Genomic DNA, 14,840 nt, shown 5'->3' on the forward strand with positions numbered 1-14,840 from the left:
CTGACATCTCCCCGCGGGCCGCGAGGGCTTCGTCGGCGCGACGAAGTCTCCTTGGGGGAGCGGCCGCGGATGAGGGAGTGCGTCAGTGCTCGACGACGCGCGCCGCGATGTCGGTGCGATGCTGACCGCCCTCGAGGCCGATGCGGCCGAGGGCCTCGTACGCGGCGGAGCGCGCTTCGCGGAACGTCGTGCCGAGGGCGACGACGTTGAGCACGCGGCCGCCGGTGGCGTGGAGGTCTCCGCCGCGCAGCATCGTCGCGGCGTGCGCGAGGTGCACCCCGTCCACCTCTTCGGCGTCGTCGAGACCGGTGAGCGGACGACCGGTGATCGGCGCCTCGGGGTAGCCCTCGCTCGCCAGCACCACCGTGACGGCGGTCGCCTCGGCGAACGCGGGACGCGGCTGATCCTCCAGCGTGCCGGACGCCGCTGCCATGAGCAGTGTCGACAGGGGGTCGACGAGGCGCGGCAGCACGACCTGCGTCTCGGGGTCGCCGAAGCGGGCGTTGAACTCGATGACCTTCACCCCCGACTCGGTGAGGATGAGTCCGGCGTACAGCAGTCCGATGAACGGGGTGCCCTCGGCATCCATCTGCCGGATCACCGGCTCGGCGATCTCGCGGGTGACCTGGTCGACGAACTCGTCCTCGCCGCCGAACCGCTCGGCGAGCCAGGGCAGCGGCGAGTACGCGCCCATGCCGCCGGTGTTCGGGCCCTCGTCGCCGTCGCGCAGGCGCTTGAAATCCTGGGCGGGGCTGAGGGGCAGCACGTGGTCGCCGTCGCTGAGGAAGAACAGCGACACCTCGGGCCCGGCGAGGAACTCCTCGATCAACACGGGCCCCGTCGGCAGGTAGGCCTCGGCGTGGGCGAGTGCCGCGGCGCGGTCCGTCGTCACGATCACGCCCTTGCCCGCGGCCAGCCCGTCGGCCTTGACGACGTGCGGGGCGCCCAGCTCGTCGAGCGCCGCCTCGACGCCGGCGAGGTCGTGCGCGCGCACCGCTCGGCCGGTCGGCACGCCCGCGGCATCCATGATGCGCTTCGCGTACGTCTTCGACCCCTCGAGCTGGGCCGCAGCCTTGCCCGGACCGAACACGGGGATGCCGCGCTCGCGCAGCGCGTCGGCGACTCCGGCGACGAGCGGGGCCTCGGGCCCGATCACGACGAGGTCGATCGACTGGGTCTGCGCGAACTCCGTGACGGCGGCGGGGTCGTCGGCGACGAGGTCGACGACGTGGGCGTCGCGGGCGATGCCGGCGTTGCCCGGGGCGGCGTAGATCGCGTGCGAGACCTCCTCGGAGCGCAGGGCGAGGATGATGGCGTGCTCGCGCGCGCCCGAACCGAGGACCAGGATTCTCACGCCGCCAGCCTATCGAGCGGTCCGGACACACCCCGCTGCCCGTCGAGCGTCCAAGACACGCCGCAGGGTGAGCGTCCCCAGCGGCGTGTCTTGGACACTCGAGCAGCGCGTTCGGATCAGAGCACGCGGGTACCGTGGACGCATGCCTCCCCGCCGCATCGACACCGGAGACGGCCGCGCGGCGCTCGCCGCCGTCGCCGCGGGCGACGCGCCCCGCACGGCCACCGCGACCGCGGTGCGCTACCTGCTGCAGCTACTGGTCGAGAAGGCTCCGGGCAACTCCGTCGAGATGCGCGTTCCGCCCTTCGGCGCCGTCCAGGTGATCGAGGGGCCGCGGCACACCCGCGGCACTCCGCCGAACGTCGTCGAGACCGACGCCGCGACCTGGATCGCGGTGGCCACGGGAGCCGAGAGCTGGGCGGATGCCGCTCACGCCGGGCGCATCGTCGCCTCCGGGGTGCGCGCCGACCTCAGCGCACTCCTGCCCTTGCGGCCGTAGGCCGCTCGCGTCCCCGCCTCACGCCGTCCCCGCCCGGCCGCCTCCTGACACTCGCGCGCTGCGGCCGTTGGTCTCGACGTCGCGGAATCACCGACCCGCGGATGCCGCGACGGTGGGACAATGTGATCATGGCTGAGCAGCCCGTCCCCGAACGCAAGCCCCTCGTGCACGAGGAGATCGTGACGTTGCGCGTGCGACGTGCGCCCAAGTACGGCGTGTTCCTGGCCGCGGGGGCTGTGCTCGGCATCCTGGCGGCGCTCATCCTGACCTTCGCGATCGACGGTTCCGAGGTCAGCCCGTACACGCAGGTCGTGTACTCCGAGCTGCAGGTCTTCGGATTCACCGCCCTCATCTGCGTCGTCGTCGGGGCGACGCTCGGCGCGATCGCCGCGCTCGTCTTCGACCGCGTGGGGGGACGCCGCGTGAAGGACGTGGCGGTCGACCACGAGCGTTACCGGTACTTACCGCCAGCCGCGGCCTCCCGCCGTGGCGTCCGGCTAGGCCAGCTCGGCGATGATCGGATGGATCGCCGTGTCGAACGCGACGACGTCGCTGCGCAGGCCGTCGGTCACCGCGACCGTGAGCGATCCGATCCACCACACCCCGCGCTGCGCGAGCGGCAGAACCTGGACGTTCAGTTCGAACGAGTGCGCGCGTCGGCCTACGCGCCGTTCGTGCTCGGCGATCGCGCTGGCGTACGCGCGGTAGGACACACCGGGGCGCGAGGCGCCCTCGGCGTTGTACCGCGCGTGCGCGTGCCGGGCGAAGGCGAGCGCGTCCGACGCATGCGGGGTGATCGCCTCCCGCAGGGCCTCCGCCCGCCCGACGGGCAGGGCGAGCAGGTCGTCGAAGCCGTCGACCAGCTCGAGCGGCACCGGTGAGGGGTGGGCGAGGGGCTCGACGCTCATCGCCCAGAACTCGCGCCATTCGCGTTCGAGCAGTGCCTGTCGATCGTCGGGGCGCGGGGCGCCGTCGTACCCGGCAACCCGACGGAGCGCGGGCAGTTCGTCGGGCGCCCGGATGCCGCACACCTGGCGCAGATAGAGCGCGACCAGCACGGGCATCGCCGCGTCCTCGCGGATCACCCACTCCGGTTGGCCGGCCATCATGGCGCAATTGTAGAGAGGGGACGCGCCCCGGAGGGCGGGGGTTGCCCCACCGCGGGCGGAGGACGTCCGGCGACGGGAGGGCGTCACATCGACGGCCGGCGCTCGATGCGGCGGCCGCCGTCTCCGCCGTTGCGCAGGTAGTCTGTTCCGGTGGCCTCTGCTCCCCACGAAAACCCCTACTCCGCCGCCGGCGTCGACACCGCCGCGGGTGATCTCGCCGTCGAACTGATGAAGTCGGCCGTGAAGCGTACGCACGGACCCGAGGTGCTCGGGGGAGTGGGTGGCTTCGCGGGCCTCTTCGACGCCTCCGCGCTGCGCGACTACACGCGCCCGCTGCTGGCGACCAGCACCGACGGCGTCGGGACGAAGGTCGCGATCGCGCAGGCCATCGACAAGCACGACACGATCGGCGAAGACCTCGTCGGCATGGTCGTCGACGACATCGTCGTCGTGGGTGCGCGGCCGCTGTTCATGACCGACTACATCGCGTGCGGCAAGGTCGTGCCCGAGCGCATCGCCGACATCGTCGGGGGCATCGCGCGCGGCTGCGCCGCGACCGGCACGGCGCTCGTCGGCGGCGAGACCGCCGAGCACCCCGGCCTGCTCGGCGTCGACGACTACGACGTCGCGGGCGCGGCGACCGGCGTGGTCGAGGCCGATCGTGTGCTCGGCGCCGAGCGTGTGCGCGGCGGCGACGTGGTGCTGGCGCTGGCCTCCAGCGGCCTCCACTCCAACGGGTACTCGCTCGTCCGGCACATCGTGGCGGGACGCGGCATCACCTACGGCGCGGCATCGGCAGAGCTCGGCGACACGTGGGGCGAGGCGCTCCTCGAGCCCACGCGGCTGTACACCTCTCCGCTGCTGCGCCTGCTCGGCGATGCGGCCGTGGGAGCCGGCATCCACTCGCTCAGCCACGTCACCGGCGGTGGCATCGCGGCGAACCTCGCCCGGGTGCTGCCGCAGGACACCTGGGTCGACATCGACAGGTCGACGTGGAGCCCCTCGCCGGTCTTCCGCGTGCTGGCCGACATGGGCGGCCTCGAGCTCACGGCGACCGAAGGCACCTGGAACCTCGGCATCGGCTTCCTCGCCGTCGTCGCGCCCGAGGTCGCGGATGCCGCGGTCGCGGCGCTGCGGGCCGACGGCATCCACACCTGGCAGGCCGGTGTGGTGCGCGACGACGCGCGCCCCGAGGGAGAGTTCGAACACGGCGCGAAGGGCGTCGACGGGGGCGCGGTGCGTTTGGTCGGCACCTACGCGGATGCCGGGACCCCGGCGAACGGAGCGAAGTAAGCCTTCATGTGCGGCATCGTCGGCATGGCCGGGCAGGGCCCGGTCAACCAGGAGATCTACGACGCGCTCCTGCTCCTCCAGCACCGGGGTCAGGATTCCACGGGCATCGCGACGGCGGAGTCGAGCGGCGTCTTCCACATCCACAAGGCCCGCGGGCAGGTGCGCGAGGCGTTCCGCACGCGCGACATGCGCGCCCTTCTCGGCGACATCGGCCTGGGCCACGTGCGGTACGCCACGAAGGGCACCGCGTCGAGCGAGGAGGAGGCGCAGCCGTTCTACGTCAACGCGCCGTACGGCATCGTCCTCGTCCACAACGGCAACCTGACCAACACGCGCGAGCTGACCAGTGAGCTGTTCCACAAGGACCGCCGACACCTGAACACCAGCTCCGACACCGAGCTGCTGGTGAACATCCTCGGTTCCGAACTGCAGTCCGAGATTTCCGGCCCCGACCTCGACCCCGCCCAGGTGTTCCGCGCCGTCGCGCGGGTTCACGAGCGCGTCGAGGGCTCCTACGCGACGATCGCCCTCATCGCCGGCTACGGCCTGCTCGCGTTCCGCGACCCGTTCGGCATCCGTCCCCTGATCCTCGGTCGGCGACCTGCCCTCGAGGTCCCCGGCGGCGACGCGCGCGACGAATGGGTCGTGGCATCCGAGTCGCTCGTCCTCGAGAACGCCGGCTTCGAGGTGGTCCGCGACGTCGAGCCCGGCGAGGCCGTCTTCGTCACGCTCGACGGCACGTTGCACGCGCAGCAGTGCGCGAAGAACCCGACTCTCGCGCCCTGTTCGTTCGAGTACGTGTACCTGGCCCGTCCCGACTCGGTGATGAACGGCATCTCGGTGTACGAGGCTCGTCTGCGCATGGGCGAGCGCCTGGCCGACACGATCGCGAAGTACACCCCGCACGGCTCGATCGACGTCGTCATGCCGATCCCCGACTCCTCACGGCCGGCCGCGATGCAGGTGGCGCGCAAGCTCGGTATCGAGTACCGGGAGGGCTTCTACAAGAACCGGTACGTCGGTCGGACCTTCATCATGCCGGGGCAGGCGGTGCGCAAGAAGAGCGTTCGGCAGAAGCTCAACGCGATGTCGACCGAGTTCCAGGGCAAGAACGTCCTCCTCATCGACGACTCGATCGTCCGCGGGACCACGAGCCGCGAGATCATCCAGATGGCTCGGGATGCCGGTGCCAAGAGCGTCACGTTCGCCTCGGCGGCACCGCCGGTCCGGTACCCGCACGTGTACGGCATCAACATGCCGTCGCGGCAGGAACTCGTCGCCCACGGCCGCACGATCCCGCAGATCGCCGAAGAGCTGGGCTGCGACTACCTCGTGTACCAGGAGGTCGACGACCTCAAGGCCGCGATCATGGAGGGCAGCGACCTGGTCGACCTCGACATGAGCTGCTTCGACGGTCGGTACGTCACCGGCACCGTGTCGGAGGAGTACCTCGCCTGGGTCGAGGGCAGCCAGGAGTCTTGACCCCGCGCCGCGCGGGGACCGTCGCACTCGCCGCGGCAGCCATCGTGCTGCTCGCGCTGACCCTGCGTATCGCGGTGGCGTCGCTGTCGCCGCTGGTGACGATCATCTCGCGCGACTTCGCCCTGCCGACGGCGGTGGTGGGGCTCATCGGTATGGCGCCGCCGGTGGCGTTCGCGCTGTCGGCCATCGTGACCCCTGTCATCGAGCGAAGGATCGGCCTGGAGCGTCTGGTGCTCATGGCGGCGGTCGCCGCCGCGGCGGCGCTCGCCCTGCGCGCAGTGGCCGTGGATGCCTGGACGCTCCTCGCGGCGACGGCCGGGGTGTTCGCGGCGGTCGGGGTGGCGAACGTTCTGATCCCGGCGGTGGTGAAGAAGTACTTCCCCGACCGCGTCGGCCTCATGACCACCGTGTACACGACGACGATGGCGGTGGCGACCTTCACCCCGCCACTGGTCGCGGTCCCGCTGGCCGACGTCATCGGCTGGCGCGGGTCGTTCGGCGTCTGGGCGTTCGTGGCGGTCGTCGCGGTCGTGCCGTGGATCATGGTGAGCCTGCGGGCCCGCGCCGGCCGAGACGACGTCGTGGAGGAGCCGCGCGCCTCGGTGCTCTCCCGCGTCGTGCGGGTGCCCCAGACCTGGGCGCTCGTGGCGACGTTCGCCGTCAACTCGTCGGTCGCGTACGGGATGTTCGCGTGGCTGCCCACGATCCTCATCGACACCGCCGGTGTCGATGCCGCCCTCGCCGGGAGCCTGCTCGCCCTGTTCTCGTTCATGGGGCTGCCGGTGTCCCTCGTCGTGCCGCTGCTGGTGGCGCGACTGCGCCGGACCGGGCCCTTCTACGCCGTGGCCGTGGCGACCGGCCTCGCGGGGGTGGCCGGTCTGCTGTTCGCGCCCCGCGCGGCCACCGTGCTGTGGGTCGTCCTGATCGGGCTGCCACCGCTGCTGTTCCCGATGGTGCTGGTGCTGTTCGGGCTGCGCACCCGGTCGCACGAGACGGCCGTCGCGCTGAGCGGCTTCGTCCAGAGCCTCGGTTACGCTCTGGCCGCGCTCATGCCGCTCGCGATCGGCGTGACCCACGAGATCACCGGCGGGTGGACCGCCGGTCTGCTGGTGCTCGCCGGGGTCATCGCGGTCGTGGTCCCCGCGGGCATCGTCGTGGCGCGCTCGGAGACGATCGAGGAGGCGTGGGAACGCCGCCACGGCCGGGCGTGGTGACGAGAGGCTAGGCCTTCTCGTCCTCGTATTCGTCGGCGTACTGGTCGGCCCACTTGTCGACGTACGCGTCTTCACCCGTTTCGGGTGCGCCAAGCTCGCGCTCCAGGGCTGCGTAGTTCACCGAGTAGGTGTCGTACTTCAGCTCACGGGCGATCTTGGTGTTCTTCGCCTTCTGACGGCCACGCCCCATGCGAGACCCCCTCACGATCGACATCGCAGGCCTCGCTGCGGGCCCTGCGTATTGCGGTTCCGGACCGAGCCGGTAAGAGTAACAGCCAGGATATCACGGTGCTTTCTGACCCCGCCTGCCGCCGGTCGACGGAGGGGCACACCGCGCGAGGAGAGGAGCCCCCGATGGCCGACACCACCCCCGTCCCCCAGCGCGCAGGAGTCGTGATCGCGGGCGTCGTCCCGGGCCAGTCCCCCCGGGTCGTGCGCGCCGCTGCGCGGCAGGCGGCGATGGCGGGAACGGAGCTCGTGATCGCCCACGTCGACACGACGAGGTTCGTGGCGTTCGAGGATCCCGACGGTTACGTGAACCCGTCCACGGTGGATGTCGTGGGGGCTGCGGCCCGCGCGGCTCTGGCCGAGGTGCAGGCGGCGGCGGAGTCGGCCCTTGCCGGTGACACCGTGTCCTGGTCGGTGCGGCAGGTGATCGGCGACCCTGCGCTCGCCCTGATCCAGCTCGCGGACGAGCTGGACGCGTCGCTGCTCGTGGTCGGGACGCGCAAGCGCGGCCTCGGCGAGTCGCTGCGGGAGTTCCTCACGGGTTCTGTCGCGGCGCGGCTCACCCACCGGCAGCACCGCCCGGTGCTGGTCGTTCCGCTGGGTGAGCCGCTCGCGTCCGACGAGGAGCTCGTCTGGGAGTGAGACTCAGCCGCGCATCGCGCGGGCGACGGCCTCGGAGGCCTGGCGGAGCGCCGACTCGATCTCGTCCACCGCGGATGCCGCGAGCTCGCCGCCACGGGCCACGTGCGAGCGCAGCTCGGCGCGTGCGCGACCCCGGAAGTCCGTGAGGGCCGCGTCGGCGCGGTGCAGCTGTTCCCGGCTGCGCGCGCGAGGGTCGTTCGCCGGAGCGTGGCGGGCCTGCTCCCGCTCGTCGCGCGACGCGGCGGCGAGGTCGGCGCGGAGGCTCCGCATGGCATCACGTACGCTGCCGCGGACCTCGTCCGCGATGAGCCGGACGCTGTCGGCGAGACCCGCCTGGATGCCTTCGAGGTCTCCTTCTCGAGAGGCCACCTCGGCGCGGCCGGCGTCGGTGATCTCGTAGACGGTCTTGCGCCCGTCGACGGTCTTGGTCACCAGTCCCTCCTCCTCGAGCTTGGCCAGTCGCGGGTAGATCGTCCCGGCGGACGGGGAGTAGGTGCCGCCGGTGCGCTCGGTCAGGGCCTGCATGAGGTCGTACCCGTGCCGGGGCGCCTCGGCGAGCAGGCTCAGGATGTACAGGCGCAGGTCGCCGTGGGAGAAGACGGGAGTCATCACCACTCCTCCTCTCCGGCGAGCTCGTCGGGGCGCAGGCCGGAGACACCGCGGCGGAGCACGGTGATCTCGCCCGAGACCGTGTTGACCCGCACGTCGACGAACGATCCCGCGAGGGTGCCGGTCGATCCGGTGTAGTTGGTGGGTCCGGACCCGGATCGCACGTGACCGTCGATCTGGACGCGTCCGCTGACCGAGCGCGCGACGTAGTTCGCGGGGAGTTCCCGGTCCAGGCGGATGGTGGCGGAGCCGTTCACGGAGTTCAGGCCGATCGACTGCACCGTTCCGGTGGAGTCCACGAGCATCGCGCCCGACACGGTGTCGATCGAGGCCTTCGTGACGGCGCCCGTTGCCGCGATGTCTCCCGAGACGCTGTTCGCGGTGAGGGCGCCCCGGAGCTCGCGCACCTGCACATCGCCCGAGACGGCATTCAGGCTCACGTCGCCCGCGAGCCCGTCGACGATGATGTCTCCCGAGACGGTGTTGAGTTTGGCATCCGTCCGCAGTCCCGACACGAGCGCGCTGGCGCTGACCACGCCGAGGGTGAGGGCGACCGTGCGGGGGACGGCGACACTGACCTCGGCCTTGGGGCCGCCGGAGCCGAAGTTGCGGAACACCTCGAGGAAGTTGTCCCACCGCAGCTGCGGGTGGTCGATCTCGAGCCGGCCGTCGACCATTTCGATGCGCAGGTCTTTGACCGTGACGCCGTGCACCTCGATGCGGGTGCCGGGGTCGTCGTGCGCGATGACGTCGACCTGACCGCCGACCAGGCCGATCTTCAGCTCGCGCAGCCCGTCGACGTCGATGACCCGCGTCTCGCCCGGGTGGACGATCCATTTCTCCATGGCGATCTCCTCACTCACGATATATCGCGTTGAGCTCAGTATCGCGATATATCGCGAGTTCGTCAACCGGCGCTGGTCGTGTCCGCCGTCTCGCCCAGTCCGCCGTCCGTATGGACGGGGAAACGACGGATGCCACGTGCTCGATGAGCACGTGGCATCCTGGCGGGCGAACCCGCGGGGGGACGAGGAGCGGCGCGCACCCGAAACGCGCCGACCCTCTCGGGGGTTAAACCGGCTTGCGGCCGCTGATCAAGCGGAACAGCAGCACGATCAGGGCGATGAGGCCGACGATGATCGCGATCCAGAGCAGGAAGTTGGCGGCCTGGCTCAGACCGCTGAAGATCGCGATGACGATCGCGGCGATGATGATGATGATCAAGAAGATGTTCATGGGGGGCTCCTTGCTGTTTCCGCGGAAAAGCGGCAACCGGCGAGTGGTTGGCTTCCACGTTCTCACTCCTCGCCGAAACCGGCAGGGGGTTGACGATCCTGGAAATTGGCTGATAGTCGCGGGTCTCGCCCCGCGACGCGTGCGCGCGCTCCTGTCAACCCCTCGGACGCGGTCGGCGCGACGGTCGTACCGTCATGACATCCGACGGAAGGAGACGCCGATGCCCCAGGGGCGAGGATCCAACAGTCTGAAGGACCCGGACATGTACGAGGAGCTGCGCAAGCAGGGCGACTCGAAGGAGAAGGCCGCACGCATCTCCAACGCCGCCGCCGCCCAGGGGCGCGGCAAGGTCGGCGCCCGCGGCGGTCACGCCGAGAACTACGAGGACCGCACCGTCGACGAGCTGAAGAAGCGCGCGAAGGACCTCGGCATCACCGGCTACTCCGGCAAGAAGAAGTCGGAGCTGATCGACATGCTCCGCAACCACTGACGGTGGCACGACTCGTCCGGGTCCGCCCCTATGAGGACCCGGGCTTCCGTCGAGTGCGCTCGGGAACGGGCTTCCGCTTCGTCGACCACACCGGCACGGCGGTGCCCGAGCGTGAGGCGGAGCGGGCGCGCGGGCTCGTCATCCCGCCCGCGTGGCGCGAAGTGTGGATCGCCCAGGAGCCCAACGCCCACATCCAGGCCGTGGGCACCGACGAGGCCGGGCGCCGGCAGTACACGTACCACGCCGACTGGGCGAAGCGCCGCGACAAGGGCAAGTACGCGCGAGCGCTGCAGCTCGCCGAGGCGCTGCCGCGGGCGCGTGCCCGCGTGACGCAGTCGCTGCGGCGCTCGGACGTCGACCGCGAGCGCGTGCTGGCGGTGTCATTCCGGCTGCTGGACCAGGTGGCGCCGCGCGTGGGCAACGCGCGGTACTTCGCCACCAATGGCAGTAGGGGACTGACGACACTGCAGCGCCGGGATGCCACCGTCGAGGGCGAGCTCATCCGCCTGTCGTTTCCCGCGAAGAGCGGCAAGCGCGCCGAGCTGTCGCTGCAGGACGCCGAGGTCGCGGCTCTCATGATCGAGCTCGCCGCCGGGCGGTCGCGCGCGGCGCTCCTGAGCTACCGCAAGGGCCGCCGTCGCGTGCCACTCACCCCCGGCGACGTCAACGCGTACGTGCGGACGCTGACGGGCGGCCCCTTCACCGCCAAGGACTTCCGTACCTTGCGCGGCACGATCCTCGCCGCCGAGGCGCTCGCCGAAGCCGGTGTCGCCGCGACGAAGAACGAGCGCAAGCGGGTCGAGCTCGCCGCGGTCCGCGCCGCCGCCGCCGCTCTCGGCAACACCCCGGCGGTCGCCCGATCGAGCTACATCGACCCGCGTGTGTTCTCGCTCTACCGTCGCGGTCGCACGATGGAACGGGGCGGTTCGAAGGATGCCGCGATCCGCCGCCTCATCCTGGGCGAGTGACCTCAGGCCAGGGTGAGGAACAGCTTCTCGAGATCCTCGAGCGAGAGGCGGTCCTCCTCCGTCGCGGCCGCGTCGTCCTCGGTGAGGCACGTCCGCATCGCGGTGCTGACGATGGCGAAGCCGGCCCGGTCGAGGGCCTTGCTGACGGCCGCGAGCTGCGTGACGACGGCGCGGCAATCGCCACCGGCCTCCACCGCCTCGATCACGGCGGTGAGCTGGCCGCGGGCACGCTTGAGGCGGTTGGCCGTCTTGCGGATGGTCTCGGCGTCGGTGTCGCTCACGGGTGGGTCCCTTCGGTGGCGGTGCGGCCGGCGAGCCACGTCAGATAGCCGCCGTCGAGGTTGCGGACATCGTGCCCGGCCGCGCTGAGGAGCCGCGCCGCGGTGTGTCCGCGTTGTCCGACCTGGCAGTGTACGACGAGCGGGCCCGGGGGAAGCGGGACCTGTCCTCGTCTCAGGTCATCGAGCGGGATGACCACACTCCCGGGAATCGCGCCGGCGGCGACCTCGGCGGGTGTCCGCACGTCGATCACGGTCGCCCCCGCGTCTCGCGCGGCCTCGAGCTCGTGCCACTGGATCGTGCGCGTCATCCCGGTCCGGAGGTTGTCCGCGACGTAGCCGAGCTGGTTCACGGCGTCCTTGGCCGAGCCGAACGGCGGCGCGTAGGCGAGCTCGAGGCGCGACAGCCCCGAGGCGGTCACCCCGGTCTGCATCGCCAGCGAGAGGACGTCGATACGACGATCGACGCCGCGGCCGCCCACGATCTGCGCGCCGAGGATCCGATCGTCGGCGGGGTCGACGAGCAGTTTGGCGGACATGCGCTCGGCTCCCGGGAAGTACCCCGCGTGATCGGTCGGGTGCGTGTGCACGATGCGGTGCGGCGCGCCCGCAGCTCGCAACTGCGCTTCGCTCGCGCCCACCGTGGCGACGACGAGGTCGAAGACGCGCAGGATCGCGACACCGGTCGCCGGCTCCGCCGGTTCGACCGCGTCGGTCCCCAGGGCGATCGCGTCGGCGGCGGATCTCCCGTGGCGGTTGGCCAGCCCGGCCATCGTGACCAGCGTCGGGGCGTGCCGGACGGCGTCGATCTTCTCGGTCGCGTCGCCGACGGCGAAGATGCGCGGATCGGAGGTGCGGTGCCACGCATCGACGGCGATGCCCCCCGTGTCCCCGATCTTCAGCCCGGCTTCGCGGGCGAGAGCGCTGTCGGGTCGAGTACCGCGGGCGTCGACGACGAGGTCGGCGTCGAGCGCCTCGCCGGAGGCCAGGACGACCCCGCTCCGGGTGACGCGCGCGATCTCGTCGGCGAGGTGCAGATGAACGCCGTGAGTGCGGAGCTCGTCGACGACGGGTGCCGCCATCTCGGCATCCAACGGTCGGAAGGGGAGTGCTCCGCGGTGGACGAGAGAGACCTGGATGCCACGCCGGGCCAGGTTCTCCACGGCCTCGAGCCCGATGAACCCGCCACCGGCGACGATCGCGCGCGTCGCGCCGGAGGCGAGGCTGCCGACGATCCGGTCGACGTCGTCGATCGTGCGCAGGGTCACGACGGGGACTGCGTCGTCCGCCCCGATCAGGGGGTGGGCGGGAAGCGACCCGGGCGAGAGCACGAGCGTGTCGTAGTCCACCACGTCCTCTTCACCCGTCGTCAGGTCTCGCACCCGGACCGTGCGGGCTGCGCGGTCGATGGCCCGCACCTCCTGCTGGACGCGGACGTCGAGTGCGAAGCGCGAGCGCAGGCTCTCCGGCGTCTGCACGAGCAGGGCGCTGCGTTCCTGGATCTCGCCGCCGACGTAGTACGGCAATCCGCAGGAGGCGAAGCTCACGTGCGGGCCGCGCTCGATCACGATGATCTCGCGGTCGTCGTCGAGGCGGCGCAGTCGCGTCGCCGCGGACATGCCACCGGCCACGCCGCCGACGATGATCGTGCGCGGCACCGTCAGCGACCGAGCAGGCGGGACCACAGGCCGCCGGTCTGGGCGCGGTCGTGCCCGGGGCAGCGATCGGCGCGCGGCACTCCGGCCATGACGCTGTCGACGTGCTGGCCGCATCCGGCCCAGGTGGTCTTGCCGCAGGTGCGGCAGGTGACGGCTCGACACATGTCGGTCTCCTTCGTTGTCGTGCCGCCAGTGTACCAATACCCCCGGGGGTATCAAGTCCGCGGTGTTCCGGGGTGGCGCGTGACGACCTCGGGGAGCTCGGTCACCGGGACGATGACGATGTCCTCGACCTTCCAGTCCAGCGCGACGCACGCCTCGCGTGCCGCGTCGAGCTGGTCGAGGGAGACGGTGCGGCTGCGGGGGACGACGAACGCCTCGATGTGGAACACGTGCCCCTCGTCGCGCGCGCGGCTCCCCGCTTCGCGAACCCACTCCAGGTCGGCGAGGACACCGTCGACGCGGTCGACGAGCGGGTGGGGGATACGGTCGTCGAACGTCGTGGCCCTGGCATCCATGAGGTCGGTCGTGGCGGCGATGAGGTTTCGCACGCCGTCGTGCACGATGCTCCCGGCGATGAACAACGCGGCGGCGGCGTCCAGCCACCACAGTCCGACACCGATTCCGCTCACGCCGACGATCGTGCCGAGCGACGTCATCCAATCGGCCCTGTTCATGTCGGCGTCGGCGTAGAGCACCTTGTCGTGCAGATCTCGCGCGAGCCGCATCTTCATCCGGCCGAGGATCACCGGCGGCACTCCCGTGACGACCATCACCGCGATCATGAGCCAGCCGAGCCACACGCTGTGGCCGAACAGCGACACGGTGCCGATCGTGGGGTGTTCGGCTCTCAGCAGGCTGAGGCCCGACTCGACGACCAAGAACGAACCCATCGCGGCCAGCGCGACGGCGGCGACGACGTGCCCGACCGCGACCGAGCGATGATGCCCGTACGGATGCCGCGGGGTGGGGCGTCGTCGGATGATGCGCACCGCCACGAGGAAGGCGATCGGGGGGATGAACGACAGCAGATCCTCGAACCACGCCGCCCGCATCGCCTGCGAGTTCCCGAGGACCAGCAGGACCAGCGTCGCCGTGACGGCGAGGATGCCGATCGAGACCCACTCCAGCCGTTTCGCCCGGTGGAGGGCCTCCGCCTGCGCCTCGGGAAGCTCCGTCCGCCCGAAGGTCGCCGTCTCGCCGCTCACCGTGCGCGCTCCTCGACCAAGAACGTCTCCAACCGCGACAGGAAGGCGTTCTCGCCGAGCGGTACGAGCATGACGATCGACGCCGGGGAGCCGTCCACGAGGGTCGCCTCGGCGTAGGGGCGGGTCACGCCGGCATCCGTCGTCCACGGCGTGGCGTCGGTGATCCCGGCCGCGACCACGTCGAGATCCCCGTCCTTCAGTCCCCGCACCAGGGCCTCCTCCGAGCCCACGGTGAACTCCACCTCGGCGTCGAGAGACTCGGCGAAGGCCCGCAGGCGCTCGACGTCCGTCCCCGAGACACCGTCCGCATCGACCCGCACCCACTCGCCGTTGGGTGACACGCCGGCGTGCAGGACCCCGCCCTCGACCGCTTCGAGCGTGCCGTCGGGGTCGGACGGGATCCGGATGCCGCATCCCGAGACGCCCACGGCGATCGCGGCCGCGGCGCACAGGGCGGCGATTCTCCTGCCCATCGTGATCCTCCTTCCGGCGCAACGCCCCGATTCTCGTCGCGGTGCGATGTCGGGGACGACGGGGTTGCGCGGGAGGGGTGGACGGGGCCAGTCTCCGCG

18 protein-coding genes are annotated in these 14,840 nt (G+C 71.3%); 7 read left to right on the plus strand and 11 right to left on the minus strand.

The features are described 5' to 3' along the window. Window positions 1-82 precede the first annotated feature (82 nt). On the minus strand, window positions 83-1,354 hold the full coding sequence (gene purD, locus LL239_RS03990) for a phosphoribosylamine--glycine ligase (protein WP_228162154.1): 1,272 nt from the start codon (window positions 1,352-1,354) through the stop codon (window positions 83-85). A 142-nt stretch (window positions 1,355-1,496) separates the two neighbouring features. On the opposite strand from purD, the gene LL239_RS03995 reads away from it, so the two are divergent. Continuing rightward, the gene (locus LL239_RS03995) at window positions 1,497-1,853 is read left to right on the plus strand and encodes a sterol carrier family protein (RefSeq protein WP_228162155.1); all 357 of its coding nucleotides are present in this window, start codon (window positions 1,497-1,499) and stop codon (window positions 1,851-1,853) included. A gap of 497 nt (window positions 1,854-2,350) precedes the next feature. Here LL239_RS03995 and LL239_RS04005 read toward each other — a convergent pair whose 3' ends face one another. Next, window positions 2,351-2,962 carry a zinc-binding alcohol dehydrogenase gene (locus LL239_RS04005; protein WP_374197609.1) on the minus strand — a complete coding sequence of 204 codons (612 nt, stop codon included), beginning with the start codon at window positions 2,960-2,962 and terminating at the stop codon, window positions 2,351-2,353. 150 nt (window positions 2,963-3,112) lie between these two features. Here LL239_RS04005 and purM point away from each other — a divergent pair, with 150 nt between their 5' ends. The 3 genes from purM to LL239_RS04020 are packed head-to-tail and all read left to right on the plus strand — an operon-like array spanning window position 3,113 to window position 6,951. Beyond that, window positions 3,113-4,255, plus strand: coding sequence for a phosphoribosylformylglycinamidine cyclo-ligase (gene purM / locus LL239_RS04010; RefSeq protein WP_228162156.1), 1,143 nt, complete (start codon window positions 3,113-3,115; stop codon window positions 4,253-4,255). Between the two features lie 6 nt (window positions 4,256-4,261). After that, window positions 4,262-5,737, plus strand: coding sequence for an amidophosphoribosyltransferase (gene purF, locus LL239_RS04015; protein ID WP_228162157.1), 1,476 nt, complete (start codon window positions 4,262-4,264; stop codon window positions 5,735-5,737). Then, window positions 5,734-6,951, plus strand: a complete 1,218-nt coding sequence (locus tag LL239_RS04020) for an MFS transporter (protein WP_228162158.1) — start codon at window positions 5,734-5,736, stop codon at window positions 6,949-6,951. Before purF ends, LL239_RS04020 begins: the two co-directional genes overlap by 4 nt. A gap of 7 nt (window positions 6,952-6,958) precedes the next feature. On the opposite strand, the gene LL239_RS04025 is transcribed toward LL239_RS04020, so the two are convergent. Next, window positions 6,959-7,141, minus strand: a complete 183-nt coding sequence (locus LL239_RS04025; protein ID WP_228162159.1) for a DUF3073 domain-containing protein — start codon at window positions 7,139-7,141, stop codon at window positions 6,959-6,961. A gap of 164 nt (window positions 7,142-7,305) precedes the next feature. Between LL239_RS04025 and LL239_RS04030 the strand changes: the two genes are divergently transcribed. Continuing rightward, complete coding sequence (locus tag LL239_RS04030) at window positions 7,306-7,821, plus strand: universal stress protein (protein WP_228162160.1); 516 nt, start codon at window positions 7,306-7,308, stop codon at window positions 7,819-7,821. 3 nt (window positions 7,822-7,824) lie between these two features. Here LL239_RS04030 and LL239_RS04035 read toward each other — a convergent pair whose 3' ends face one another. From LL239_RS04035 to LL239_RS04045, 3 genes are all read right to left on the minus strand, one after another. After that, the gene (locus LL239_RS04035; protein ID WP_228162161.1) at window positions 7,825-8,430 is read right to left on the minus strand and encodes a PadR family transcriptional regulator; all 606 of its coding nucleotides are present in this window, start codon (window positions 8,428-8,430) and stop codon (window positions 7,825-7,827) included. Further along, entirely contained in the window at window positions 8,430-9,281 is an 852-nt protein-coding gene (locus tag LL239_RS04040; RefSeq protein WP_228162329.1) for a DUF4097 family beta strand repeat-containing protein, read from the minus strand. Before LL239_RS04040 ends, LL239_RS04035 begins: the two co-directional genes overlap by 1 nt. Before the next feature lie 220 nt (window positions 9,282-9,501). Further along, entirely contained in the window at window positions 9,502-9,666 is a 165-nt protein-coding gene (locus LL239_RS04045) for a hypothetical protein (RefSeq protein WP_228162162.1), read from the minus strand. Window positions 9,667-9,886: 220 nt separating this feature from the next. Here LL239_RS04045 and LL239_RS04050 point away from each other — a divergent pair, with 220 nt between their 5' ends. After that, window positions 9,887-10,156, plus strand: coding sequence for a DUF7218 family protein (locus LL239_RS04050; protein ID WP_228162163.1), 270 nt, complete (start codon window positions 9,887-9,889; stop codon window positions 10,154-10,156). A gap of 2 nt (window positions 10,157-10,158) precedes the next feature. Then, window positions 10,159-11,124 (plus strand): DNA topoisomerase IB, encoded by a 966-nt coding sequence (locus LL239_RS04055; RefSeq protein ID WP_228162164.1) that lies wholly within the window; start codon window positions 10,159-10,161, stop codon window positions 11,122-11,124. A 2-nt stretch (window positions 11,125-11,126) separates the two neighbouring features. Here the strand turns inward: LL239_RS04055 and LL239_RS04060 are convergent, their stop codons facing one another. The 5 genes from LL239_RS04060 to LL239_RS04080 are packed head-to-tail and all read right to left on the minus strand — an operon-like array spanning window position 11,127 to window position 14,741. Continuing rightward, a complete protein-coding gene (locus LL239_RS04060) occupies window positions 11,127-11,405 on the minus strand; it encodes a metal-sensitive transcriptional regulator (RefSeq protein WP_228162165.1) in 279 nt (92 codons plus the stop codon). Continuing rightward, on the minus strand, window positions 11,402-13,087 hold the full coding sequence (locus LL239_RS04065; protein WP_228162166.1) for an FAD-dependent oxidoreductase: 1,686 nt from the start codon (window positions 13,085-13,087) through the stop codon (window positions 11,402-11,404). Before LL239_RS04065 ends, LL239_RS04060 begins: the two co-directional genes overlap by 4 nt. Beyond that, a complete protein-coding gene (locus LL239_RS04070) occupies window positions 13,063-13,224 on the minus strand; it encodes a hypothetical protein (protein ID WP_228162167.1) in 162 nt (53 codons plus the stop codon). The genes LL239_RS04065 and LL239_RS04070 overlap by 25 nt, the downstream gene beginning before the upstream one ends. A gap of 51 nt (window positions 13,225-13,275) precedes the next feature. Then, window positions 13,276-14,268: a cation transporter gene (locus tag LL239_RS04075; protein ID WP_228162168.1), complete on the minus strand. Its 993-nt coding sequence runs from the start codon at window positions 14,266-14,268 to the stop codon at window positions 13,276-13,278. Next, window positions 14,265-14,741, minus strand: a complete 477-nt coding sequence (locus LL239_RS04080; protein WP_228162169.1) for a transporter substrate-binding domain-containing protein — start codon at window positions 14,739-14,741, stop codon at window positions 14,265-14,267. Before LL239_RS04080 ends, LL239_RS04075 begins: the two co-directional genes overlap by 4 nt. Window positions 14,742-14,840: the final 99 nt, after the last annotated feature.

The sequence above is a fragment of the Microbacterium testaceum genome, assembly GCF_020781835.1.
GTDB lineage: Bacteria > Actinomycetota > Actinomycetes > Actinomycetales > Microbacteriaceae > Microbacterium > Microbacterium testaceum_H.

Coding starts and splice junctions, on each gene's coding strand:
- LL239_RS03995 (WP_228162155.1), top strand. CDS start 1,497: ATGCCTCCCCGCCGCATCGACACCGGAGACGGCCGCGCGGCGCTCGCC.
- LL239_RS04005 (WP_374197609.1), bottom strand. CDS start 2,962: ATGATGGCCGGCCAACCGGAGTGGGTGATCCGCGAGGACGCGGCGATG.
- purF (WP_228162157.1), top strand. CDS start 4,262: ATGTGCGGCATCGTCGGCATGGCCGGGCAGGGCCCGGTCAACCAGGAG.
- LL239_RS04025 (WP_228162159.1), bottom strand. CDS start 7,141: ATGGGGCGTGGCCGTCAGAAGGCGAAGAACACCAAGATCGCCCGTGAG.
- LL239_RS04030 (WP_228162160.1), top strand. CDS start 7,306: ATGGCCGACACCACCCCCGTCCCCCAGCGCGCAGGAGTCGTGATCGCG.
- LL239_RS04035 (WP_228162161.1), bottom strand. CDS start 8,430: ATGACTCCCGTCTTCTCCCACGGCGACCTGCGCCTGTACATCCTGAGC.
- LL239_RS04045 (WP_228162162.1), bottom strand. CDS start 9,666: ATGAACATCTTCTTGATCATCATCATCATCGCCGCGATCGTCATCGCG.
- LL239_RS04050 (WP_228162163.1), top strand. CDS start 9,887: ATGCCCCAGGGGCGAGGATCCAACAGTCTGAAGGACCCGGACATGTAC.
- LL239_RS04070 (WP_228162167.1), bottom strand. CDS start 13,224: ATGTGTCGAGCCGTCACCTGCCGCACCTGCGGCAAGACCACCTGGGCC.
- LL239_RS04080 (WP_228162169.1), bottom strand. CDS start 14,741: ATGGGCAGGAGAATCGCCGCCCTGTGCGCCGCGGCCGCGATCGCCGTG.